Origin of the sequence: Cellulophaga sp. 3_MG-2023, assembly GCF_030546975.1 — a bacterium.
Classification (GTDB): Bacteria; Bacteroidota; Bacteroidia; order Flavobacteriales; family Flavobacteriaceae; genus Cellulophaga.
On the sequence record NZ_JAUOPS010000003.1, the window covers coordinates 93,464 to 117,452 of the forward strand.

20 protein-coding genes and 1 tRNA gene are annotated in these 23,989 nt (G+C 32.7%); 7 read left to right on the top strand and 14 right to left on the bottom strand.

Annotated features, from left to right (window positions below):
* Positions 1 to 10 precede the first annotated feature (10 nt).
* Both Q4487_RS10110 and rbfA read right to left on the bottom strand, forming a co-directional pair.
* Positions 11 to 1,219 (bottom strand): ABC transporter permease, encoded by a 1,209-nt coding sequence (locus Q4487_RS10110; RefSeq protein WP_303542261.1) that lies wholly within the window; start codon positions 1,217 to 1,219, stop codon positions 11 to 13.
* Between the two features lie 2 nt (positions 1,220 to 1,221).
* Entirely contained in the window at positions 1,222 to 1,614 is a 393-nt protein-coding gene (gene rbfA, locus Q4487_RS10115) for a 30S ribosome-binding factor RbfA (protein ID WP_100894433.1), read from the bottom strand.
* 115 nt (positions 1,615 to 1,729) lie between these two features.
* On the opposite strand from rbfA, the gene mce reads away from it, so the two are divergent.
* Both mce and Q4487_RS10125 read left to right on the top strand, forming a co-directional pair.
* The gene (mce, locus tag Q4487_RS10120; RefSeq protein WP_100894434.1) at positions 1,730 to 2,143 is read left to right on the top strand and encodes a methylmalonyl-CoA epimerase; all 414 of its coding nucleotides are present in this window, start codon (positions 1,730 to 1,732) and stop codon (positions 2,141 to 2,143) included.
* Positions 2,144 to 2,216: 73 nt separating this feature from the next.
* A tRNA-Ile gene (locus Q4487_RS10125) sits at positions 2,217 to 2,290 on the top strand.
* 68 nt (positions 2,291 to 2,358) lie between these two features.
* Here the strand turns inward: Q4487_RS10125 and Q4487_RS10130 are convergent.
* Entirely contained in the window at positions 2,359 to 3,372 is a 1,014-nt protein-coding gene (locus tag Q4487_RS10130; RefSeq protein ID WP_303542257.1) for a YafY family protein, read from the bottom strand.
* A gap of 160 nt (positions 3,373 to 3,532) precedes the next feature.
* Here Q4487_RS10130 and Q4487_RS10135 point away from each other — a divergent pair, with 160 nt between their 5' ends.
* Complete coding sequence (locus Q4487_RS10135) at positions 3,533 to 4,912, top strand: RtcB family protein (RefSeq protein WP_303542255.1); 1,380 nt, start codon at positions 3,533 to 3,535, stop codon at positions 4,910 to 4,912.
* Between the two features lie 79 nt (positions 4,913 to 4,991).
* On the opposite strand, the gene Q4487_RS10140 is transcribed toward Q4487_RS10135, so the two are convergent.
* A complete protein-coding gene (locus Q4487_RS10140; RefSeq protein WP_303542253.1) occupies positions 4,992 to 5,327 on the bottom strand; it encodes a YegP family protein in 336 nt (111 codons plus the stop codon).
* 333 nt (positions 5,328 to 5,660) lie between these two features.
* Here Q4487_RS10140 and Q4487_RS10145 point away from each other — a divergent pair, with 333 nt between their 5' ends.
* Entirely contained in the window at positions 5,661 to 6,476 is an 816-nt protein-coding gene (locus Q4487_RS10145; RefSeq protein ID WP_303542252.1) for an endonuclease/exonuclease/phosphatase family protein, read from the top strand.
* A 16-nt stretch (positions 6,477 to 6,492) separates the two neighbouring features.
* Here Q4487_RS10145 and Q4487_RS10150 read toward each other — a convergent pair whose 3' ends face one another.
* The 3 genes from Q4487_RS10150 to Q4487_RS10160 all read right to left on the bottom strand — a co-directional run bounded on the left by Q4487_RS10150 (position 6,493) and on the right by Q4487_RS10160 (position 9,362).
* Positions 6,493 to 7,158 (bottom strand): response regulator transcription factor, encoded by a 666-nt coding sequence (locus Q4487_RS10150; protein WP_100894450.1) that lies wholly within the window; start codon positions 7,156 to 7,158, stop codon positions 6,493 to 6,495.
* A 14-nt stretch (positions 7,159 to 7,172) separates the two neighbouring features.
* Complete coding sequence (locus Q4487_RS10155; RefSeq protein WP_303542248.1) at positions 7,173 to 9,116, bottom strand: tetratricopeptide repeat-containing sensor histidine kinase; 1,944 nt, start codon at positions 9,114 to 9,116, stop codon at positions 7,173 to 7,175.
* A 69-nt stretch (positions 9,117 to 9,185) separates the two neighbouring features.
* Entirely contained in the window at positions 9,186 to 9,362 is a 177-nt protein-coding gene (locus Q4487_RS10160) for a hypothetical protein (RefSeq protein WP_157811082.1), read from the bottom strand.
* Positions 9,363 to 9,749: 387 nt separating this feature from the next.
* Here Q4487_RS10160 and Q4487_RS10165 point away from each other — a divergent pair, with 387 nt between their 5' ends.
* From Q4487_RS10165 to Q4487_RS10175, 3 genes are all read left to right on the top strand, one after another.
* Positions 9,750 to 10,487: a hypothetical protein gene (locus Q4487_RS10165; protein ID WP_303542246.1), complete on the top strand. Its 738-nt coding sequence runs from the start codon at positions 9,750 to 9,752 to the stop codon at positions 10,485 to 10,487.
* 77 nt (positions 10,488 to 10,564) lie between these two features.
* Complete coding sequence (locus Q4487_RS10170; protein ID WP_100894453.1) at positions 10,565 to 11,644, top strand: metallophosphoesterase; 1,080 nt, start codon at positions 10,565 to 10,567, stop codon at positions 11,642 to 11,644.
* Between the two features lie 103 nt (positions 11,645 to 11,747).
* A complete protein-coding gene (locus Q4487_RS10175; RefSeq protein ID WP_303542243.1) occupies positions 11,748 to 12,923 on the top strand; it encodes a dicarboxylate/amino acid:cation symporter in 1,176 nt (391 codons plus the stop codon).
* A gap of 129 nt (positions 12,924 to 13,052) precedes the next feature.
* Here Q4487_RS10175 and Q4487_RS10180 read toward each other — a convergent pair whose 3' ends face one another.
* From Q4487_RS10180 to Q4487_RS10210, 7 genes are read right to left on the bottom strand one after another with little or no spacing between them, the layout of a single operon-like run.
* A complete protein-coding gene (locus Q4487_RS10180) occupies positions 13,053 to 14,690 on the bottom strand; it encodes a sulfatase (RefSeq protein ID WP_303542241.1) in 1,638 nt (545 codons plus the stop codon).
* Positions 14,691 to 14,692: 2 nt separating this feature from the next.
* Complete coding sequence (locus Q4487_RS10185) at positions 14,693 to 15,622, bottom strand: carboxylesterase family protein (protein ID WP_303542239.1); 930 nt, start codon at positions 15,620 to 15,622, stop codon at positions 14,693 to 14,695.
* Positions 15,623 to 15,631: 9 nt separating this feature from the next.
* A complete protein-coding gene (gene bglX, locus Q4487_RS10190) occupies positions 15,632 to 17,896 on the bottom strand; it encodes a beta-glucosidase BglX (protein WP_303542237.1) in 2,265 nt (754 codons plus the stop codon).
* Positions 17,897 to 17,954: 58 nt separating this feature from the next.
* Positions 17,955 to 19,337, bottom strand: coding sequence for a glucoamylase family protein (locus Q4487_RS10195; RefSeq protein ID WP_303542235.1), 1,383 nt, complete (start codon positions 19,335 to 19,337; stop codon positions 17,955 to 17,957).
* Positions 19,327 to 20,664 (bottom strand): glucoamylase family protein, encoded by a 1,338-nt coding sequence (locus tag Q4487_RS10200; protein WP_303542233.1) that lies wholly within the window; start codon positions 20,662 to 20,664, stop codon positions 19,327 to 19,329. The genes Q4487_RS10195 and Q4487_RS10200 overlap by 11 nt, the downstream gene beginning before the upstream one ends.
* Positions 20,665 to 20,699: 35 nt before the next feature.
* A complete protein-coding gene (locus tag Q4487_RS10205) occupies positions 20,700 to 22,424 on the bottom strand; it encodes a LamG domain-containing protein (protein WP_303542231.1) in 1,725 nt (574 codons plus the stop codon).
* A gap of 12 nt (positions 22,425 to 22,436) precedes the next feature.
* On the bottom strand, positions 22,437 to 23,987 hold the full coding sequence (locus Q4487_RS10210) for a RagB/SusD family nutrient uptake outer membrane protein (RefSeq protein ID WP_303542229.1): 1,551 nt from the start codon (positions 23,985 to 23,987) through the stop codon (positions 22,437 to 22,439).
* Positions 23,988 to 23,989: the final 2 nt, after the last annotated feature.

The window sequence follows — 23,989 nt, forward strand, 5'->3', positions numbered from 1 at the left end:
AATAAGTGTTTTATTGTGTAATTAATTTTTTACTAATTCTACTACTTGCAATTTTAGCAGATATTAATCCTAGTACAATAATAGTAGCTAAAACAATAACAACGTTTAGTAGTTTATACTCTACTGGGTATGCTAAAAAAGCATTTATTTTAAGCCATCCAAAAGCAAGTTGAGACCATATAAGTAATGATCCTATAAAAACACCAACCAGACCACCAATACTGGTAACAAGTGTGCCTTGTACAAAATAAATTTTTCGCAACTCCTTAATGGTAGACCCAAGGTAGTATAAAGTTTTAGAGTTTTCTTTTTTATCTAAAATCATCATAATAATTGCACCTACAACATTAAATAAGGCAATTATAAGCACTAATGTAAAAATTAGGTATGTAGCCAAGTTTTCTGTGTTTAGCATACGGTGTAAGGTGCTATTTTGTTCTTGTCTGTCTTTTAAAATTACATTTTGATTAAAAACAGCAGCAATTTCTTTTTTAATACTGCCAATATCTTTAGAACCATCAATCTTAAAATTTATAGCAGAAATCTGTAAGCTATCTTTTTCTAATAGTTTTTGTACAACTGGTAAACTTGTAAAAAGATACTTTTTATCTAGGTCCTCTGCTACGTTATACATACCACTAACTACAACATTGTGCTGGTTGTAGGGTGTTTTGTTAAATCCGCCTTGGTTAACAGCACCTTTTTTTGGTTTTGGCACCAATATTTGTAGTGGACTTCTGTAATTGTTAACCGTTAGCCCTAGTAAATTTGCAATACCAATACCTACAACACCTCTTTGGCCATCTAGTAACCACTCGCCGAAATACAAGGTGCTATCTACGCTTGTAACTTTATTGTAATTACTATCTACACCTTTAATATAGCCAATATGGCTTTTCTCGTTATGTAAAAAGTATACCTTTTCTTCTAGTTCTTTAGAAAAAGAAAGTACACCGTCTATATTCTGTAATTTGGTTTCTTGTTCTGGTAAAACCGATATAAATTTTCCGGTTAATGGAGAAGCTTTTAAGTCAGGATCAAAACTTTCACTAAAGCTAAGGCTATACGTTTTTAATCCGGCAAAGCCAGATAATACAATAAAAAGCGCTGCAGAACCAATAACAATTACTAAAAATGTAATAAAATTGATAATATTTACAGCGTTTTGACTGCTTTTAGAACGTACATATCGCTTAGCGATGTATAGCGGAAAATTCAATCTTAAGATTTTTTTCTGCGTTCTAGTAAATCTGGATTTTCTATAGGGTTATCCTCTCCCTTTAAAGATTTTTCTATACCGTCTATGTACTCTAAAGAATCGTCTATAAAAAATAGCAATTCTGGTACACGACGTAATTGGTTTTTGGTACGTTGTGCAAGTTCATGTTTTATTAATGGTTGGTTAGATCGTATACCTTCTAAAAGTTCGTCTGCATTTTTATGCGGAAAAATACTAATATATACTTTGGCTATAGATAAATCTGTAGTAACAACCACCTTAGAAACAGATATAAGTGTACCACGCAAACCACCATCAATCACCGCGCGCTGTAAGATATCTGCGATATCTTTTTGTATTACGCCTCCTATTTTTTTCTGTCTTTGAGTTTCCATAGGGCAAAAGTACAATTTATATTATTAGAGTCCTATACCTTAGCCTAGTATCCTAGGGGATTAGCTAAAAGATTAATTGTTGTAATTTTAGCCTTTATATTTTTAAAGATAGATTATGCAAAAAATAGAACATATAGGAATAGCAGTTAAAGATTTAAAAGCGTCTAATTTGCTGTTTGAAAAATTGTTGGGCACACCAAGTTATAAAGAAGAAGAAGTAGCGTCTGAGGGTGTTAAAACCTCTTTTTTTATGCAAGGCCCAAATAAAATTGAACTGTTAGAGGCAACTAAAGAAGATAGTCCTATTGCAAAATTTATAGCTAAAAAAGGCGAAGGTGTACACCATATAGCATTTGCAGTAGATGATATTGTTGCAGAAATTGCACGTTTAAAAGCCGAAGGTTTTGTGGTTTTAAACGAAACTCCTAAAAAAGGAGCAGATAATAAACTAGTTGCTTTTTTACATCCAAAGGGTACAAATGGCACATTAATAGAGCTTTGCCAAGAAGCACCAGCACCATTAAAATAAAAAAGTTAATATAACTACAATCTTCTTTTGGATTGTAACAAAATAAATAGTAATATTGCATCCGCAATTTGCGGGTCCTATAGCTCAGCTGGTTAGAGCACCTGACTCATAATCAGGGGGTCCATGGTTCGAGCCCATGTGGGACCACAAGCAAACAAAAGCCTTTACAGAAATGTAAAGGCTTTTTTGGTTTTAACTAGTTTATAATAAAATTTTTAGTTACGCTTTTTATAGAGCTTATTAGCATTTTGCAACTTTGTATGTATTCTATCTCTTAAGTTTTTTGGCTTAATAACTTCTATAGAGTCACCAAAACCTAAAATTATTCTTTCTAGTTCAAAGTTTATTTTTACAAAAATGTTAAAAATAACACCATCATCTTTTTTTTCAATTATTCGTTGAGATTTATGAAAAGGTTTTGTCTCTACATAGGGAGCATTTTTTTTATCTACCCAAAATTGTATACGTTCTGCTCTTTTGTTTGTAACGGTAACACCAATTACGTCTTTATAATATTTATCACCGTTAAAATTTTCTAATATATACTCTATAGATGTATTATAATCTATATCAATAATTCTATCTAAAGCAAAAGTTACTATTTGTTTATATTTAGAGCTTCTACCCACTAAAAACCACCTATTATTAAATTCTTTTAAAATATAAGGATGAAAGCTAATTACAGAGGGAGTCTCTGCTTTAAAGGATTGATAAGTTAATTTTATTACTATTTTTTTTAATATTGCTTGATATAGAACATCTAAAAACTCAAGTCCTTTTAATTTTTCATTTTTGTCTAAATGAATAATTGAAGACTGTTGAGTTTTTTCAGAATAGACTTTGTCTTCTAACCTTTGTATAATTCCACCAAGTTCACTAAAAAGCGAAAAATCTTTAAATTGTTTTAGCATTTCAACTGTTTCAGATAACACATTCATATCATTTTTATTTAAAGGGATATTAGTTATTGAAAAGTTTTCATCTTCATATTTATAAAATTTTTTGTCATAAACTACTATTGGAGCATTGTAACCAAGTTTATCACTCCTCATCATTTGTATATCTAATTGTACGGTACGCTTGCTTACATTAATTTCTCTCCCTTCGTATTCATAAAGGGCATCAGAACAAGAAGAAATTAAACTTTCTAAAGTCCATTTACGGTATCTATTTTGAAGGCATTTATCAATTGTTTTATACCTAATTAGAGCATTTTTGTTAACAGACATAGTTTATTTTTATAGAAAAGTATCACTTTTTTTTAACTACGCAAAATGATTGCGTACTTGGGTTTAATATTTGTACCGGAATCATAATTAAGACCTTAACTAAGGTTATAAGTAGTACTCCGCCGAACGAGGAGTCGGCGGAGTTAAAAGAAAAATTAATATGGAAAACAAAAACAGAATTACAGGAGAAGATTTAATTAAAATGGGTTATACGCCAGCTAAATGGTTTAAGGAAGCTCTAAATTTTATTAATGAAAACGATTTAAAAGGAAATGAATTAACAACATATTTAGCCAATTTTAAATTTCCAAAGCCTATAGGGTTGAATATCAATAAAGTTCCATTTAATATTAATATAAGAGCAGAGGATGAGATAGAGGAGATAAATGTAAAAAATGTTACAGATACAATGGTAGAGTTAATGAGAACACGAACCATTGTATCAGGAGCTATAATGCCAGATGCTTGCCCAACTGGTCCAACAGGTACTATTCCTGTAGGTGGAGTAGCTGTAGCAAATAATGCAATTCATCCAGGTATGCATAGTGCAGACATTTGTTGTTCCGTAATGTTAACTGACTTTGGAAAAGTTAGTCCAAAAGATGTTTTAGATGTAGCACAAAGTATTACACATTTTGGACCAGGTGGTAGGTCTAGAGATTCTCAGTTTAGGTTACCCTCAGATTTACTGAAAGAAATAGAAGGTAATTATTTTTTAAATAATCAAAAATGTATATCTGTTGCTAGATCGCACTTAGGAACTCAAGGAGATGGTAATCATTTTTTATTTGTTGGTACATCTAAAAAAACAGGAAATACTATGATGGTTACACATCACGGTAGTAGAGGTTTTGGTGCTAATCTGTACTCTAAAGGTATGAAAGTAGCAGAACGTTTTAGAAAAGAGTTATCTCCAGAAACATTAAAACAAAACGCTTGGATTCCTTATAACACAGAAGAAGGACAAGAATATTGGAAAGCTTTACAAATTATAAGAAAATGGACTAAAAAGAATCATGAATGTTTGCATAACACTACTTTAGAAAAGCTTGGTGTAGAAAGGAAAGATAGGTATTGGAACGAGCATAATTTTGTTTTTAAAGATGGTGATTTGTTTTACCATGCAAAAGGAGCAACTCCGTTGGATAAAAAATTTATGCCAGACATTACAGGTCCTAGATTAATACCGTTAAATATGGCGGAACCGGTTTTAATTGTTGAAGGAGAAACCACCTCAACAAATTTAGGATTTGCACCTCACGGAGCAGGCAGAAATATGAGTAGAACACAGCATAGAAAAAGTAAATTAGGTACTTTAGAAGATATTTTTACTGAAGAGACTAAAAATTTAGATGTTCGTTTTTATTCTAATGAAATTGATATAACGGAATTACCAAGTGCATATAAAAATGCAGCTAGTGTACGTAGGCAGATGAACGATTTTAACTTAGGAAAAGTTGTAGATGAAGTTTTACCATATGGTTGTATAATGGCGGGTAACTGGAAAAAGAATGCCCCGTGGAAGAAAAAAAGAAAATAGTTAAGACCTCTCTAATTTAGAAATTATGAGAGGTTTTTTATGCAAAATGTTTGTCATAATAACAATAATCTACTTTTTCTCACTTAAAATGCTTAATAGTAGCTATTGTTGCGTATAACATTACTGTTGCTATGGCCATTTCTTTAGCTTCTATAGTTTTATATTTTTTACTTTTTCCTAGTAGCGTATCTTCATTTAAACACAAATAAAAATAGTACTCGTTATTTTGGGTTACTTTGCTATGGTAGTAATCATAGTCGTAGGCGTGTTGTTTTACAAAAATAATTTGTTGTTTGCACTTGGCTATATTTTTAAAAGTTTCGCCATATAATACTATTTCCCCTTCACTATTTTTTAAGTTAAAACAGTACTCATTAGTATTGGTTTTTTTAATTTCATAAAATGGTTTGGACATAGTGTTTGTGAGTAGAAAAATACAAATTTACATTATTTAACTTACAATAAAATACAGAAACTAATAAAGAAAAGGTCTTACCTACTAACTTGAATAACTTCCCCATTACCGCATTAGCAAGCAGACCAAATACTTTAATAATTAGAACTATTAATAATAACATTGCAAAAATAGACTTACTGCTAAAAATAGTTTTACGGATATCCGTAATGATGTTTGTTATTATTGGTTATTGGCTATAAAGAAAAACAAGTATTGCTACCTTTTTACTACGTGTTTAAGTAATACCAAGCATTCTTTTTTAGTTACTTTTACGTTTAAATATTAATTAATATGCTAAAAAAACTATTATTACTGTGTATACTATCTTTTAATTTTTCTACATATTCTCAGTCTAGAGAAGTAAAAATAATTTCTTGGAATATTAGAGATTTTGGTAAGACAAAAAACAGTGAAGAATTAGATAAAATAGCAGACATTGTTAGAGATACAGATATTTTAGCAATACAAGAAGTTGTATCTGGTTACGGCGGTGCACAGGCAGTTGCCAGACTAGCAGATGCTTTAAACAGAAAAGGTAGTAAGTGGGACTATGTAATTAGCAACCCCACCAACAGCTCTAAATATGTAACAGAGCGTTATGCCTTTATTTGGAAAACTAAATACATAAAAATAAAAAATAGAGGTTTTTTGGTAAAAGAATTAGACGAGAAGGTAGAGAGAGAACCTTTTTTATTAGATTTTTATGTAAACGGAGACAAGTTTACGGTTCTTAATTTTCACTCCAGACCATATAACAAAGACCCCGAAACTGAAATAAAAGAAATATCAAAATATATATTAGATAGGTTTACTTCTCCAATATTGTTTGTAGGAGATTTTAATGTAAATGATAAAAACAAAGCGTTTACCAACCTTAAAGATAAAGGTTACAAAACAGCAGTAGTAAATAAGAAAACAACACTAAAAAAGAAGTGTTATAGAGGGCAGTATGTAAACTATGCTATTGATAATATTTACTACTCTAAAAAAATAAAAAAGGTAGATAGCAAGGTTTTAGATTTTATTAAAAATTGTACCAACTTAGAAACAGGAAGATATTTATCAGATCATCTTCCTGTGTATATGAAATTTTCTATTGTTAAATAGGTTCTATAGCTTAAAACTATATAATTCCGTCTCTAGTTAATTTAGCAATTAGGTGTGTTGTATTCTTAGCCTCAAAATCATCAAATAACTTGCCAATTCTTTTGTCTATTGTACTTTCGCTATTAGGAGTAATATTGTTTTGTTTAAACTTTAATACAATTTCTTTTTTACTTAAGCCTTCTGCTAGTTCTTTTAACATAAGTATATCAAAATCATCTAACTCTATAATAGTAGTGTTAGAAGACATATTTATTTGTGGAGATACGTAGTTGGTACCGTTATAAACATCTTGTATAGCAGTCATAAGTTCGTTTAAGTTTTCTCTGCCTTTGCATACAAAACCATTTATTTTTTGCTCTTCAAAAAGGGCTTTTATTTTTGTTGGGTTATCTTCCATAGAATTTACAATAACCTTAATATTTGGCTGTACTCTTTTTATAGCATTTATAAGCTCTATGCCAGAGGTAAGTTTGCGGTCTGTGTAACCTTCTTTAAATTGTAAATCTGTTACCAAGAGCTGAAAAGGAACGTTGTTTTTATATGCAACTACGGCACGGTTGTAAGCTTTGTCGCAGTACAACTCTTCTTTAATATCTGTAATAAAGAGCTTTTTTGTTATGGCAGCTACAATACCATTGTTGGTGTCCTGAAAATCTTCGGCTATTAACACTTTAGTAAACATAAAACAGCTATTTTTTAATTAGGAATTTCAATTACGGATTTAAAACCCTCGTTTTTCTTGGTTTCAAATATAATTGTTCCGTTTATGGCTTTAATACGCTTTTCCGTATTCAGGAGTCCATTTTTTGTATTTAGTGCTTTTTTTGTTGCTCCAATGCCATTATCAGAACATATAATTTCTAATTTTTTAGAGTTTTGCTTAAAACTAATGTTAATAACAGTAGCTTTACTATGCTTATTTGTATTTATTACAAGTTCTCTAAGTACCTTATAAAGTACAGTTTTGTTTATTTTATTTACAATAGTCCAGTCTATATTTTTACCGCCAGTAATTACTAGTTTTATATTTTGATTATTGTTTTGTTGTAACATACCATATAAATGGTCTTTATAATTTTCACCTGTGTCTACATCATTTATTTCTCTAGAAAAATCTCTGCTTTGCTTGTATAAATCTTCTAAAGAATCTAAAACCTTTGTTGTTTCTGTATTGTTTTGTAACAATACCATTGCGTGATTTATTTTTGCTCCAAAATCGTCATGCAGCTTTCTAGACAGTTGTGCTTCGGTTTCTAAAGTAGCCTGTAATTTGTCTAATTTGTTTTGTTGTTTTAGTCTTTTATTACGCTGTATGTAAAAGTAAAACAGAAAACATAAACTTAATAAAAGAACAGCAATGCCAATACTATATCCTTGTTTTTGTGCACGTTGTTGGGTTAGTTCTAGTTCTTTTTGAGCTTTTTCTTTTTCAAGTTGTAAAATAGATTCTTCTTTTAAGGCATCATCATATTTATACTTAGCAAACTGAGTTTTTACTTTTAAATCATTTTTATAAAGACTATCCTGTATAAATAAATACCGATCTCTATAATTTATATTTTTAGGGTGTATTTTAATTAAAAAATTTAATGCGTCTTTTTCAGCTTTAGGGTTTTTTAACACCTTAGATAAGGTAATAACCGAATCTAAATATGAAGAAGCTTTTTTAGGGTTTATACTCGTATAAAACTCACCCAAATGTGTATAACTAGCAATTTTACCATTTAAATCTTTATGTTTGGTTCTTTGCAGTAAAGCGTTTAGCAAGTCTGTCTCTATATTATGTGTACTGCCGTTTAACCATTTAGTATAGGCTAAATTATCTAGTACCCTTGCTGCTTGTTTTTTATCATTTTGGGTTAAATCATTTTCATATACCTCAGTTAATAAAGTAATTGCTTTAGCATATTTTTTACTGTCTATGTAAGAAGCAGCTAAATTATTTTTATAAATAAGTATACTTTTATAGCTTGTAGTTAAATTAATAGCCTTTTTATAGTACAGTTCTGCATCATCAAAATTTAATAATTTTCTGTGGTCACTAGCCAATGTATTATAGGCATAGGCAGCGGTTATACTGTCTTTATTTGGGTTTAAATAATGCAATGCTTCTATAATGGTTTCTTTACTCCCAAAAAAATCGCTTTTATTTTTTTGAATATTACTAATGCTAATTAAGTTATTAGCTATCCAACTACTATCATTAACAGCTTTATACTGGTTTTTAGATAAATTGTAGTTTACAAAAGCACTATCTATATTATTAGCTATAGTGTGAAAATAGTATGCCTTTAAATAATATATATAGCCTAGATTTGTTTTGTTTTTTTTGTACTTAGAATGATTTATAAACAGTTTACTGTAAAACAACAAACTATCATATTGTTGTAGAAGAAGGTGAGTGTGTGTTTTTTGAGTTAAAACAGTATTGTATAATTCATCATCTGTAAACTTTACCAGCTTATAGGCTTTGTTAACAATCTCTATTTTTTTAGAAGGTTTAAGTTTTGTGTTGGCAACCTCATTAAGGTAAAAAGAAACACTATCTAATTTAGATGCTGTACTTAGTGTAGTAGCGTTTTGTTTAGAAGTACAGGAAAAAAATAGGAGAACTACTATAAGTGCAAAAAACTTACCCAAAATATAATTTTTTGTATAAATGTATTCAAAAAAAGAGAGCCACACCAAAAGGTGTAGCTCAATTTTTTTTTAGTTACCAGTATTAGGTATTGGAGGTGGTTCTGGTAAAGGAATATCTTCTCCTTCATCACCTTCTGTAGCCTGTGTTTCATACAACGCATCGTTAGCATCAGCAGAATCTACAGAGCAAGAAAACATAGACATGTTAAGAACTAGTGCCATTAAGGCTATAAATACTTTTTTCATAATTTTTTTTAAAATTTTTAGACATAGGCGTTGCTGTCCGATCTTCCGATCGAAAGTTTTTTATAGGTTGCAACAACCCTTTAAAATGGTAGGATTACTCCTGTTTTTTGAGAAGTAGAAATTGTAATGCAGCAGTTTTTAACTACTTCTCGTCCGGCTAATCACCAACCGCATTACAGATTTCCGTAAGAAAGATTTTTCTAGAATAGCTATGTTAGCAACACACAGCTGTAAACCAATCTTGGGGCAAAGTAAATTGATTAAGAAAGTTTTGTTATAGACACAAAACAGACTTATGTAAGACAATTAGCAGACACCAATGTTTACAGCGTTTGTAGAGGGTTGTGTCTGTACTTTGTCTAATTGATAATTTGTATTTTTGAAGTAATGGAGCGTTGTTATTTAAGAGAAATTGTTTGTGAATCATTTAAAAAAGCGGAAAGTGAAATTCCATCGCATTCTAGGTATGCATTGGCTATGCATATTGCAGATAAAACAACTTTAAGCTCAAAAACTTTAGAACGGGCTTATGATAAATATGTGAGCAATAAGGAATCTAAATATAAAAAGATAGGAGATGCTAGTGTTAACTTGCTATGCGAGTATTTAGGGTTTAACAATTACCAAGAATATGTAAAATCTAAGAATAAAAATATTCAAAAAAAAGAAGATGTTATAAATGGTTCTAAGCCAATTAATGTTACTAAAAACTTATTAATAAAAATAGCAAGCATAATTTTTATAGTTGTTGCTATAGGTTATTTTTTTAGTCAAATTACAGGTGCAAAAATTGCTAAATGTATGGTTTGGGTAAAAATGGAATATCAACAAGTAGATTGCAACACTAGTCTACAACCAGAGTATGAAGCTGATATAATGCCTTTTGATGCTAATAAATTGAAGAATTTTAAAAAACTAAATGTAACAATCACTACAGATTTTTTTGACAAAGTAACAAATAAACCACTAGTTTGGTATATTAAAAATAATGATGAAATAGAGTATTTTTCTAGCCCAGGACTGCATCCAGTTACCGGTAAAACATTAAGGGCTATTACGCCGTACATTATTAATAAATATGTGCCTGTACATACAAATAATAAAAACTCTTTTATTAGCGAGTAAATTATTTTTTGATTTATTTTGATGACTAAACAAAGAAAACAATTAACCCTTTTAAGGTTAATAATAATTACGTTGGTATGAAAAAGGTTTATCAGTATACACTAGTCGTATTTTTAATAATAGCAGTACAGCAAGCTGTATTAGCTCAAAAAAAGTATGAAGCTCCAAAGTTATCTAATCCTAATTCTTGGACACTAATTTTAGTGCCAGACACACAAAACTATGTAAAGTACCAACGCAACCAAGGAACATTAGATTTAATGACAGCTTGGATTAGTGAAAACATAGATTCACTAAACATAAAAATGGTGCTGTGTACCGGAGATTTAGTAGAACAAAATGATATGATTGTTCCAGACGGTAAAAACGGAAACCAAACAAGCAGACAACAATGGTTGGCTGTGTCTAGAATGTTTGGTAGGTTAGATGGGCAAGTTCCTTATGTTTTAGCTGCGGGTAATCACGATTATGGTTATAAAGGAGTAGAGCACAGAGGTTCTAATTACAATACTTATTTTCCGGCACATAAAAACCAAGCTAATTATAAATTACTTAGTGCAGCTGCTAAAAATGCAGGTGGACATCCAAGTTTAGAAAACTCAGCTTTTGATTTTACAGCACCAAACGGACGTAAATTTTTGTTTATGACCTTAGAGTTTGCACCAAGAGATACTATTGTACAATGGGCAAAAAATGTTGTTGATGAAGAGAAATATAAAAACCATACTGTAGCATTACTTACGCACTCGTATTTAAACTCTAAAAACGAGCGAATAAAAAAAGAAAACTACCCAATAAAAGATGGTAATTACGGGGAAGCTGTGTGGCAAAAATTGGTAGAGCCATCTAAAAATATACAACTTGTTTTTTCTGGCCACATTGGTGGTGCAGATGATTTTAAAGCACATGTAGGTTTTAAAGAAGATAAAAACAAAGGAAGAAAAAAGGTAAATCAAATGGCATTTAACGCCCAAGCTATGGGTGGCGGTTGGCAAGGTAATGGTGGTGATGGTTGGTTACGAATTTTAGAATTTTTACCAGACAATAAAACTGTTAAAGTACATACATTTTCTCCGTTTTTTGCAGCATCACCAGTAACAAAACACTTGGCTTGGAGTACAGAAAGTTACAACGACTTTACTTTTACCTTAGATTAAGAATAGTTTATAAACCTAACTAGTTAATAACTAACTGTCATTAAAAATTAGTCACTAGCGTACTTAGGCTATATTTGTGTTTTTATAAACATAAAATTAAACTATGCTTAAAAAAATTACATCAAACCTGCTATTTAAAGTGTTTATCGCAATCATTTTAGGTATACTTATAGGTTTGTATTTACCAGAATCTATAAATAGGTTATTTAATACTTTTAAAGCTGTTTTTAGTCAGTTTTTAGGTTTTGCTATTCCTTTAATAATTTTAGGTTTAATAATGCCTGCTATTGCAGATTTAGGCAAAGGAGCTGGTAAACTATTACTTATTACAGCTGCTATAGCTTATGGTTCTACTTTGTTCTCTGGATTTTCAACTTACTTTGTAGCATCTGGTTTTTTCCCTTCGTTTATAGAAGCACAAACCGTAGAAAATGTTGGTGAAGGCGTAGAAAAATTAAGTCCGTTTTTCTCTATAACAATTCCACCTGTGTTAGATGTAATGTCTGCCTTAGTATTGGCATTTGTTATAGGTTTAGGTTTAGCATCACAAGGAGAAAGTAGTTTAAAAAAAGTAGCTAACGATTTTCAGAAAATAATAATGATGGTTATAGAGAAGGTAATAATTCCTCTACTTCCTTTATATATCTTAGGTATTTTTTCTGCCATTGCTTATAATGGTCAAGTAGAGTCTGTATTAAGTGTGTTCCTAAAAATTATAGGAATTATTTTTGTAATGCACTTTTTACTAATGTTAGTACAGTTTATCATTGCTGGAGCAATAACCAAACAAAATCCAATAAAAGCATTGCTTAATATGGCACCTGCATACTTAACAGCTTTGGGTACACAGTCTTCTGCAGCTACCATACCAGTTACATTACAACAAGTACAAAAAAATGGTGTTTCTCCTAAGGTTGCTAATTTTGTGGTTCCGCTTTGTGCAACCATACATTTGGCTGGTAGTACAATGAAAATTGTTGCCTGTGCAGTAGCGCTTATGCTTATGCAAGGTTTAGATTTTAACTTTACAATGTTTGCAGGTTTTGTAATGATGTTGGGTATAGCAATGGTTGCTGCTCCAGGAGTTCCTGGTGGTGCAATTATGGCAGCTGTTGGTATTTTACAAACAATGTTAGGTTTTAATGCAGAAGCACAAGCATTAATGATAGCACTTTACATTGCAATGGATAGTTTTGGTACTGCTGCTAATATAACAGGCGATGGTGCAATTGCACTTATTGTAAATAAGATAGTAAATAAAGATGAGGTTGTAGCGTAAAACGTTAATACAACTTTGATATTAAATTAACATTTAACAATCCAAAAACCTTAACATTTGCGTTAGATTAATTGTTCTTTTATTAATCTAATTTAAGTCAGTTAAAGTCGGTGTGTAAGCACCGACTTTTTAATTTATTGGTGTTCCTCTTAATTTTTTAAATTGCTTGTATGCTTTGTTTATAGAAGCCTTACTGGCTTTTGTAAACTCTTTATTAGTTATACTGTATTCTTTTTGAAGTTCTTTCAATTTAGTATGCATTAGTTCAATTTCTTCTGCATACGTAGTATTATTAATTTGGTTAATCTGCTCTTTAGGGTCTGTTTTTAAGTCGTAAAATTCCCAAGCATCAATATCATCATAAAAATGAATAAGCTTATAGCGCTTTGTTCTAATACCGTAATGTTTTTTTACCATATGAAAAGCAGGATAGTCATAATAGTGGTAATAAATAGCATCTCTAAAGTCACTCTCATTAACAGAACCATCTAACAAACCCTTAAAAGATAATCCCTGCATATTTTTTGATTTATTGGGCACACCAGCAAAGTCTAAAATTGTAGGTGCGTAATCTAAATTTTGTACCATAGCGTTTACTTGTGTGCCTGGTTTTATTGTTTCTGGATACTTTATGAGTAGTGGTGTTCTAAAAGAGTCTTCATACATAAAACGCTTGTCAAACCAACCATTTTCACCCATATAAAAGCCTTGATCAGAAGTATAAATTACAATAGTGTTTTCTTCTAAATTATTCGCTTTTAAATATTCTAATATTTCACCTACTCCTTCATCTACAGATGCAATAGTAGCCATATAATCTTGTAAATAGCGTTGAGCTTTCCAAATGGCAATTTCTTCATTACTAAAATTGGCATTGTAAAAAGCATTGTTTTTTGGTAAATATGCCTTGTCCCAAGTAGCTCTTTGCTTGGTAGACATGCGTTCAAAATCTGTTTTCCAAGGATTATGAGCCAGTGTAGTTTTGTTTAAGCCGCTAGATAATTTTAGGTCGTGACCCTCGTACATATCTTTGTAAATGGTTTGTAATTGAGCTGTGCTTGCTTGCTGATTTTTAAAATCTGGAAAGTAACTGGTTGGCAAAGGAAAACTAACCGAATCATATTTGTTTAAATGACGTAAAGCCGGCATCCAATTTCTATGAGGAGCTTTATGTTGTACCATTAAAAAGAAGGGCACACTGTCTTTCCTTTTATTTTTAAGCCAGTCTATAGCATCTGCTGTTATTAAGTCTGTAGCATAGCCTTTAACACGTGTAGTGTCTCCGCTTTCTATAAAATCTGGATTGTAATAATTTCCTTGGTCTACTAGAATTTTCCAATCGTCAAAACCTTGTGGGTAATCATGTAAATGCCATTTACCCATTAAGGCAGTTTGGTAACCTTCATTTTTTAAAATTTTAGGTAGCGTTTCTTGGCTTCCATCAAAATGATCTCCGTTTTGCCTAAATCCATTTATATGGCTGTGTTTACCAGTTAATATTACGGCTCTGCTTGGCCCACAAATAGAGTTGGTAACGTAGCTACCATTAAAAATTGCACCTTCTGTAGCTATTTTATCTATGTTTGGCGTTGGTGCCAATTTACTAATAGGGTGGTTGTATGCGCTTATGGCTTGTACTGCATGATCGTCAGACATAATATAAATAATATTAGGCCTTTTGTGTACTTGCTTTTTAGGGGATTCTTTTTGCTTACAACTAATAAACGTTAGTACTAAAACTACAATATAGAACTCCTTTTTAAACATAATTAATTTTTGTGTTTTACCTTAATTGTGCTTTGTATATTTTGTTTTTCTAAAACGCTTTCTGTAATAAATTTAGCAATAAGGTTGGTGTAACTGTAAGGTATGTTAGCCCAATTATGGCTCCCATCTTTATCGCTTATAAGTGTGTGTGCAACATCCAATCTTTCTAATTTTTTTGCAATAGTATAAGAGCCATCTAGCATCATAAAACCAGGTTTATTTTCTTCACATAAATGGTGAGGTGCTGTTGCGTATGGTACCAAATTATCTTTAGCTCCGTGAAAAAGCATTGTTGGTATAGCTGTATTTTTAGTAATGTAATTTGCATTAACTATTGCACCAGCAAAAGAGATAGCTCCCGCGTATTTAACAGTAGCGTAAGGTAATTTTTTAAAGGCGTATTCATTCTTCATAAATACTGTGTTTAAAACAGCTTCTGCCCCAGCGCTACTACCAACAAGTATTATACTTTCTGTATTAAATTTTAATTTATCTTTCTTATCAATTAAAAACTGTGTTGCTTTAATAATATCTCTAGATACAGATACAAATGTTTCTATTTTTTGATCTGCCGGACAATTACAACCAAAACCAAGCGGGTTGCCTTTACGCACCAATCTATAGCTCATAGAGGCCACTGCGTAGCCTCTTTTTGCCATATCTTCACAAAACTTCACCTCTAACGGATTATCGCGTTTTCCCCCACTGAAACCGCCTCCGTGAACTAAAATTAGCAAAGGTTTGTTTGTAACTGTATCTTTTTTAATGCTATAAAAATCTAACTTTAGAGTATCTGCATAGCTATAAGTTTTTACCTTAATGTCTGAAAATACTTTTTGCGTATACCTTGTTTGCGCATAACCAAAAGTAGTTGTAAGTACAATTAATATTAAAAAAGTAGCACGTTGTAAAAAAGTTAAATAAATAGGCATTTGTATTTTCTATTTTAAGGTTAAAGTCGCCTTTAATTGGGCGGTAGAATTTGTGCCTACAAATATCTCAAAACTCCCAGCTTCTGCAACAAAATCTAAAGTACTGTTGTAAAACTTTAAATCGTCTGCAGTAAGTATCAATTTTACAGTTTTAGATTCTCCTTTTTTTAAGAATACTTTTTTAAATCCTTTTAGCTGTCTCATTGGCGGCGTAATGCTACGTACAACATCTCTTAAATACAATTGCACAACTTCTTCACCATCAAAATTACCAGAGTTTTTTACTGTTACAGATACTGTTACGTCTTCTCCTTGTACAATTTCTTTTTTAGATAGATTGATGTTAGAATACTCAAAGTTGGTATAACTAAGCCCGTAGCCAAACGGTAGTAAAGGTGCATTTTTAACATCTAAATAATTACTTTTAAACTTTTCAAAAGCAGGAGAAGGAGCTGGTCTACCTGTATTTTTTGTACTATGATAGATAGGAATTTGCCCTACGTTTCTTGGCCAAGTAGCTGTTAGTTTACCAGACGGATTATAATCACCAAAAATAACATCAGCAACAGCATTACCTGCTTCTATACCAGGATGCCAAACTTGAAGAATGCTAACAGGAAGATTAAACTCTTCTTCAATAGTTAACGGTCTGCCGCTCATTAAAACCAATACTACTGGCTTACCCGTTTTAACGAGTTCTTGTATTAGTCTTTTTTGACTATTAGGAATAGAAATATCTGTTCTACTAGCTGCTTCACCACTCATTTCTGATGCTTCACCAACTACAGCAACCACAACGTCTGATGTTTTAGCAACATCTAAAGCTTCTTGTAAAAGTTCGTCAGAAGAACGTTTATCTATGTCTACACGTGTACCAAAAACATTGACTTTTTTAGCTAGTTCGGTATCATTTGTAATATTTGCTCCCTTGGCATATGTTATTTTTGCCTTTGGCGCAACACTTTTAAATCCTTCTAAAACAGGAATAGATAATTGCGGATCTCCTGTAGGAGCCCAAGTACCCAACATATTATTTTTATTGTTAGCTAAAGGTCCAACTAATGCAATTTTAGTTGTTTTTTTAAGCGGTAATATATTGTTATGGTTTTTAAATAAAACAAAAGAACGCTTGGCTGCCTCTCTAGCCACAGCTCTACTATCTTTAGTTAGGATTTCTTTTTTAGGTCTCTTGGCATCAATATATTTATACGGATCATCAAAAAGGCCAAGTTTGTATTTTGCTTCTAAAATTCTGCGACAAGCGTTTGTAATTTCTTCTTCAGTAACACGACTTTCATCTAAAGATTTTTTAAGTGTAGTTAAAAAACCTTCGCCAACCATATCCATATCTAAACCAGCTTTTAAAGATAAAGCAGATACATCTTGTAAATCTCCAAGACCGTGTGCAATCATTTCATTTACAGACGTATAATCTGACACTACAAAGCCTTTAAAACCCCATTTTTTACGTAATAAGTCTGTAAGTAACCATTTGTTACCACTTGCAGGTATACCATCTACATCATTAAAAGAAGTCATAATACTTGCAGCACCGGCATCTATACCTGATTTGTAAGGAGGTAAATATTGATTAAACATTTTTGTTCTGCTCATATCTACAGAATTGTAGTCTCTACCAGCTTCTGCAGCACCGTAAAGTGCAAAGTGCTTAATTGTAGCTATCATAGTATTTTTAGCCGTTAAATCTGTTCCTTGGTAGCCGTGTACCATAGCTTTTGCAATGGCAGAGCCTAGGTAAGGATCTTCACCAGCTCCTTCTGCAATTCTTCCCCATCGTGGATCACGAGCCACATCTACCATAGGAGAAAAGTTCCAGTTTATACCATCTGCAGTAGCTTCTTGTGCTGCAATTTGAGCCATTTTTTTAATCAAATCCATATCCCAACTAGATGCAGTACCAAGTGGAATAGGAAATGTGGTTTTGTAACCATGTATTACATCAGAACCAAAGAATAAAGGAATTTTTAATCTGGTTTCTTTTACAGCAAAGTCTTGCGCTATTTTTAATTTTTCTGGCCCAGAAATACCAAACATACCACCAACCTCAGCAGCTTTAATTTTTTCTTCTACATTGCTACTTACAACAGATCCTGTAGCAATACCACCACCTGGTGTTACTAAGTTTAATTGTCCAATTTTTTCCTCTATTGTCATTTTAGCAAGCAAGTCTTCTATAAAAGGAACTTTAGTTTGTCCTATAGCTAAAAAGCTGCTACAAAAAGTGACTACTAATAGTAGGTTTATTTTTTTCATATGCTGTAATTTTATTTTCCCGATACGGGTATTTTTTTATCTTTTAGATTGATGTTTTTTATTCTGTATAGCTAAATTCTAACTTGTCTAAACCGTTTTTAACATCAGTATTTTGCATAAACAGTTTCCATAGTAAACCAGTTCTGTGGTTTTCTATCATAACTATAATTGATCCTTGGTCTATAGCTAAATATTGTTCTGCAACCCAATAATTATATTCAGGACTAAAGGCATCGTAGAAGCCAGCTGGACCCATTAACTTGTCTTTGTTTTTGTAGAAATAATGTAATGCTTGCATAGATTCTATTGGTGTATATGGCAACGAGCTAATTGCTGCTGTTGGTGATATTACACCTGTATCATTTGCAGGACTGTGAGCGTTGTATCCAATAGTGCCGTCAGTGTTTCTAGTGTAACTAGCTGTTAACCCCCAACAATCTGTACCGTAACCCTCAAAGTTTTTTGGGTTATCTACACAATAGCTGTAGTTTATTTTAGCGTGATTTATGTTTACGTCCCAATAGTTTAGGTAAGCATCAGACAAGCCTTTTGGATTTAACCCTAAGTACGAGTAATGTGACCAAAATAATGGTCCGCCATAAGTTTGATTACCTGCATGTTTTGCCAATAAAGGAAAACCATAGGAAGTGTTTGATGATGCAATACCACCATTAGACGCCCAACCGTTTGCATACACATCTTTAGAAATGCTATGCTCTGGCGAAGCAGCTGCTAACACATAAGATGTAAGCACCTCATTATATCCTTTTAACTCTAAATTAATAGCAAAACCGTTGTTAGGAGACCAGTGCCAGTACAATGTGTTTTCGTTTTTTGTATACCAATCCCACTCAACACCTTTCCATAACTCATCAGCTTTTGCTGCTATAGCTTTTTCTGTATCAGAGCCATTGTTTAAATACTCCTTTAAACAAATTAAACCTTGAGTTAAAAAAGCAGTTTCTACCAAGTCTCCGCCGTTGTCTAAGTCGCTAAAAGGTATAACTCTAGCAGTTTCTCCATTAATCCAATGTGGCCAAGCACCGTGAAAACGATCAGCTTTTTCTAAAAAATCTAGAATTTTGGAAAAACGATCTATACCTTCTTCCTTGGTAATAAAACCCCTTTCTATACCTACAATAAGTGCCATAATACCAAAACCTGTACCACCTGTTGTAACTGTATATTCACTATTACTTGGGTCGTTAGGATGGTAGCGTTCTCTTGCTGCGCCAGAATTTACCTCAGCAAAATCCCAAAAATAGTTAAAGGTTTCAGCCTGTGTAATATTTAGCAGCTCCTCGTCTGTTATTGTAGGCGTAGAAACAGGATCGTCATCCGTAGGAAATTCAATTGGAGTATACTCGTAATCATCCCCACTTTTGCAAGAGATAATTACAAGTATAAGTAGTGTTGTAAAAAGACTATTTTTAATTGTCATTTTTGTGTTTTGTAGAGAAACCAAGTTTTTCTAATCCTTTATGCAAGTCTTTGTTTTTCATAAATAAATCCCATAGTAAACCTGTTCTGTAGTTTTCTATCATTACAGGAATAGGACCTTGGTCTATAGCTAAATAGCGAGGTAAAGACCAATCACTTTCTAAACTAAAAGCATCATAAGGACCATATTTACCAATAAGAGAATCTTGTTCTGTGTACATATAGCGCAAAAATTGTAAACTCTCTTCTGGTGTATAGGCTATAGAAGATAATGCTGCAGTAGGTGATATTATACCTAGATCGTTATCTGGTCTGTGGCCAGCGTAGCCTTTTACAGAATAACTAGATGTTAACCCCCATAAATTTTTGCCATAACCTTTATATTTATTTGGATTTTCTACTGCGTGTCTGTAGTGTATTTTAGCGTGATTTACATTTAATTTCCAATAGTCTGCGTAGGCATCTGTTAACCCTTTAGGGTTTAAACCTAAGTAAGAGTAATGTGCCCAAAATAAAGGACCAACAGGTGATGCATCATGCTCATAATGATTTAACTCAGTTTCTAAACCATAATAAACAGTGTCTTTAGCTATTTCACCTTTTAACGCCCAACCTTCGTCATAAACTTCTTTAGATACTGGGTGAGTTGGTGATGCAGCTGCAAGTATGTACATTATTAATGCTTCATTGTAACCACCCACAGGGAAATTCATTTTCCACGCTACATTAGGAGACCAGTGCCAGTACAAGGTATTTTCTCCTTTTGTGTACCAATCCCATTCTACTTCTTCCCAAAGTTTTTGAATTTTAGCAACTAGTTTTTGCTCACGTTCTCCGCCATTTGCATAGTATTCTTTTACGGTTAATAAACCCTGAATTAAAAAGGCAGTTTCTACTAAATCTCCACCATCATCATACGCACTAAAAGGAGCAACTTTACCACTTGGTAGTAACCAGTGTGGCCAAGCACCATGAAAACGATCTGCTTTTTCTAAGAAATCTACAGATTTTTCAAATCTAGATAAAGCTTCTTCTTTGGTAATATAACCACGCTCTGCACCAACAACTATTGCCATTAGTCCAAATCCAGAACCACCAATAGTTATAATGTCTTTATCGTGTGTTGGGTAAATGCTATCTAAATGTATACGTTCTCTAGCCAAACCAGAAACAGGCTCTGCACCATCCCAGAAATAGCTAAATGTTTGTTTTTGTACAGTGTCCATTAAGGCTTCATCTGTCCAAACTTGTTTTTGTACTTTTTTTGGCTTGTTGTTGCATCCTGTTAATAAGGATGCAACGGCCAATACTACTAAAATTAATCTCATAAATATGAATAACTAAAAACTAAAAAATGTATTTATTATAAATCTGCGTCTCTAATAGACTGTATTTCTTCTTGTGAAAGTGCTTTGTTGTATAGGCGCAGTTCATCAATAGAACTATTATCTGATTTATGATCCCAGTAACTAAATGTTTCACCACCAGAACCAACAGTAATTAAGTCGCAGCCTGTCCAATCTATAGGAGCAGCCAAATCTGTAGAGTTAACGGCAACACCATCAAAATAAATGGTGCTTTTTGTGGAAGAAATAACTAGTGATACAAATACCCATTCATTATCTGCTACGTTTATAACATCACCATCATTCCAACTTTCATCAGTACCAATACCAATATTTGCTTTTATTCTCTGTTCTGTGTCACTACCTTCTCTAAATAGTCTTAACCCTTGAAAACGATCATCTGCATCATCACCAATAACTAAAATACCTGCCCTATCTGGATTAGCATCTACTTTGTACCAAAATGTTGCGCTAAACTCTGTACTGTTTAATAAATCATTTGTAGGATAGGTTATATAAGAGTCTGTTGTACTAGCAAAAGAATTACTACCAGCAACACTTTCATCTGCAAAGCCAGGCAATCCAATTACAGTTGCTTCTTGCGTTGTAAATTTGTTTTTAGTGTCATTATCAAAAGGAGCATAAAACATTTCACCATCATAAACGCCAGTGTATGGATTTGTAACGTTTATCATATTTTCTATGTCACTAGCGGTTAGTGCTCTATTAAAAAAGCGTAATTCATCTATAGCACTGTTGTCTGACTTATGATCCCAGTAACTAAATGTTTCTCCGCCAGCACCAATGGTAACTGTATTACAATTTGTCCAGTCTACAGGAGCTGATAGGTCTGCAGTATTTACTGGTATGCCATTAAAAAATATGGTACTTTTTGTAGCAGAAACAGCAAGTGTAATATAAACCCATTCATTATCTGCTACATTAATAACAGCCCCATCATTCCAACTTTCTCCTGCTCCAGTACCAACATTAGCTTTAATTCTTTGTTCAGCACCATTACCCTCTCTAAATAATCTAATACCTTGAAAACGGTCATCTACATCATCACCAATAACTAAAATACCAGCTCTGTCTGGACTGGCATCTACCTTGTACCAGAATGATGCACTAAACTCTGCACCGTCAATTAAACCGTCTGTAGGGTATTCTAAATAAGCATCTGTTGCACCAGAATACGCATTAGTGCCAACAACGCTTTCACCAGCAAAACCGGGTACGCCAACTTTTTCTGCTGATTGTAAACCAATAAGGTCTACGTAATCACCATCAAAAGGCATATAAAGAGTTTCCCCAGCAAATAGTGACGTGTAAGCAGGCTCTTTTTCAAAGTTTACTGATGCTTCAGTGGTCTTGCCTTCTAAATCTGTAGCGGTAATAGTTAGTTGGTGTGTACCATCAACTAAATTATCAAAAACTAAATCATCTATTAAAACACGTCTGTAGTCTTTAAAGCTTGTAAAAGATTGAATATTGTTATTATCTATAGCTACGTTAATAGAGGCAACTTCTATATCATCAGTAACTTCAAAATCTATAATAATAGAAGTAACAATGTCTAGCACCTTAATTTTTGTGCCTTCTGTAGGGTAATTTATTTTAACTGTTGGTGCCGTAGCATCTTTTCCCGGTGCTACTTGTGTAATATCATCTATACCTTGATCACAAGAATAGAAAAACAATGCAGAAACCAAACAGGTTATTGTATATTTTAAATTTTTCATTGCTTTTTGTTTTTAGTTTGATGGGTTTCCTAATATTGGAAATTGATCTACCTGTGGTTGTGGGTAAGGAAGGTATATTTTATCTTCAGAAAATGTTCTTCCGTCATAGCTTAATTCGTTATACCTACCAAGTCTAACCATATCATAATAGCGTTTGCCCCACTCCATACCTAGTTCTGCAAATTTTTCATCTATTACATCGTCTAATGTTACACCAGTAAGAGATGGCATACCAGCTCTTTCTCTTACCAAGTTTACAGCATTATCTGCAGTTATAGATGTTGCTGTTGCTCCTTGTGTAATGGCTTCTGCATACATTAATAAAATTTCTGCATAACGTATAACATTGTAGTTTTTGTTACTACCATATTCTGTTCTGCCTTCTATTAATTGGTTTGATGGCAAATAGTGTTTACCACTAGAAAATAGGGCTCTAGAATAGTCGTTTATAACATCACCATCTCTGGTTGTGTTTTTTACAAAACTTGGTAGAGTAGCGTAATTTGGATCTGTTTGAAGCTCTGCAATACCGCGATCTGTAAATAGTACGCTAGTTTCTAAACGCACAGCTTCTCCACGGTCTAACATAAATTTTATAAATTTTAAGCTAGGCTCATAAAAACCCCAGCCAGAACCAGCACCAGTAACTGCAGGTGTCCAGTTTTGTGGACCATAAGGTTGAAATAAATGACCTTCACGATCTCCTTCTCCCTGTCCAAAATCTGAGTACTGTAAATCCAATATGCTCTCATCACTTAACTTACCAGGAGTTTTAAAAAGTTCATAATAATCTGAGAATAAACTAAACTTACCAGAATTAATAATTTGCCCTGTAGCAGAAGCAACTTCTTGGTAATTTTTAAGCTCTTGGTTTGCTAAAGCTTTAATTGTTAAAGCAGTGTATTTAGTAACACCACCTGGGATGTCTGTACGCTCATTAGGTCTTGCGTCTGGTAAGAATGTAATTGCCTCATCCATCTGGTCAGATATATGTTGCATAACCTCATCCTTAGTAGGTAACTCTGTAACGTTTAAAAGGGCGCCAGTGTCTGAAGATTCTGGAATAAAAATATCTCCCCAAACCTGAGAAATTTGAAATAACATCATTCCTCTTAAAACTTTAGCTTCTGCAATGTATTGGTTTCCTTTATCAATACCGTCTGCATCTGCAAACTCTTGGTAACGTGCTATTTGTTCCATAGCTGTATGCGCTGTAATAACATCTACATATACGTTTTCCCAAAGAGAATTGTACATCCAATAATCTTTGTTATAATTAAAAAGGTCAGTTTCAGCAAAATCTTGTTGGTCACCTAAACCACCAGCATTAACATCGTCTCCACGAACAGAAATTAATAAAGGTTGTTCCCATCCACGAGATTGAAAAGCATCGTAAACACCAATGATAGACAATATCATATCCTCGGTTTTTGTAAAATCTGTACCACCAGCAAAGTTGTTGTTTTCCTGTGGCTCATCTAACTTGTCTGAACACCCAACAAATACTGATGCAATAAATGCTAGTATAAGTAGAGGTGATATATGTTTTTTATACAGTTTCATAA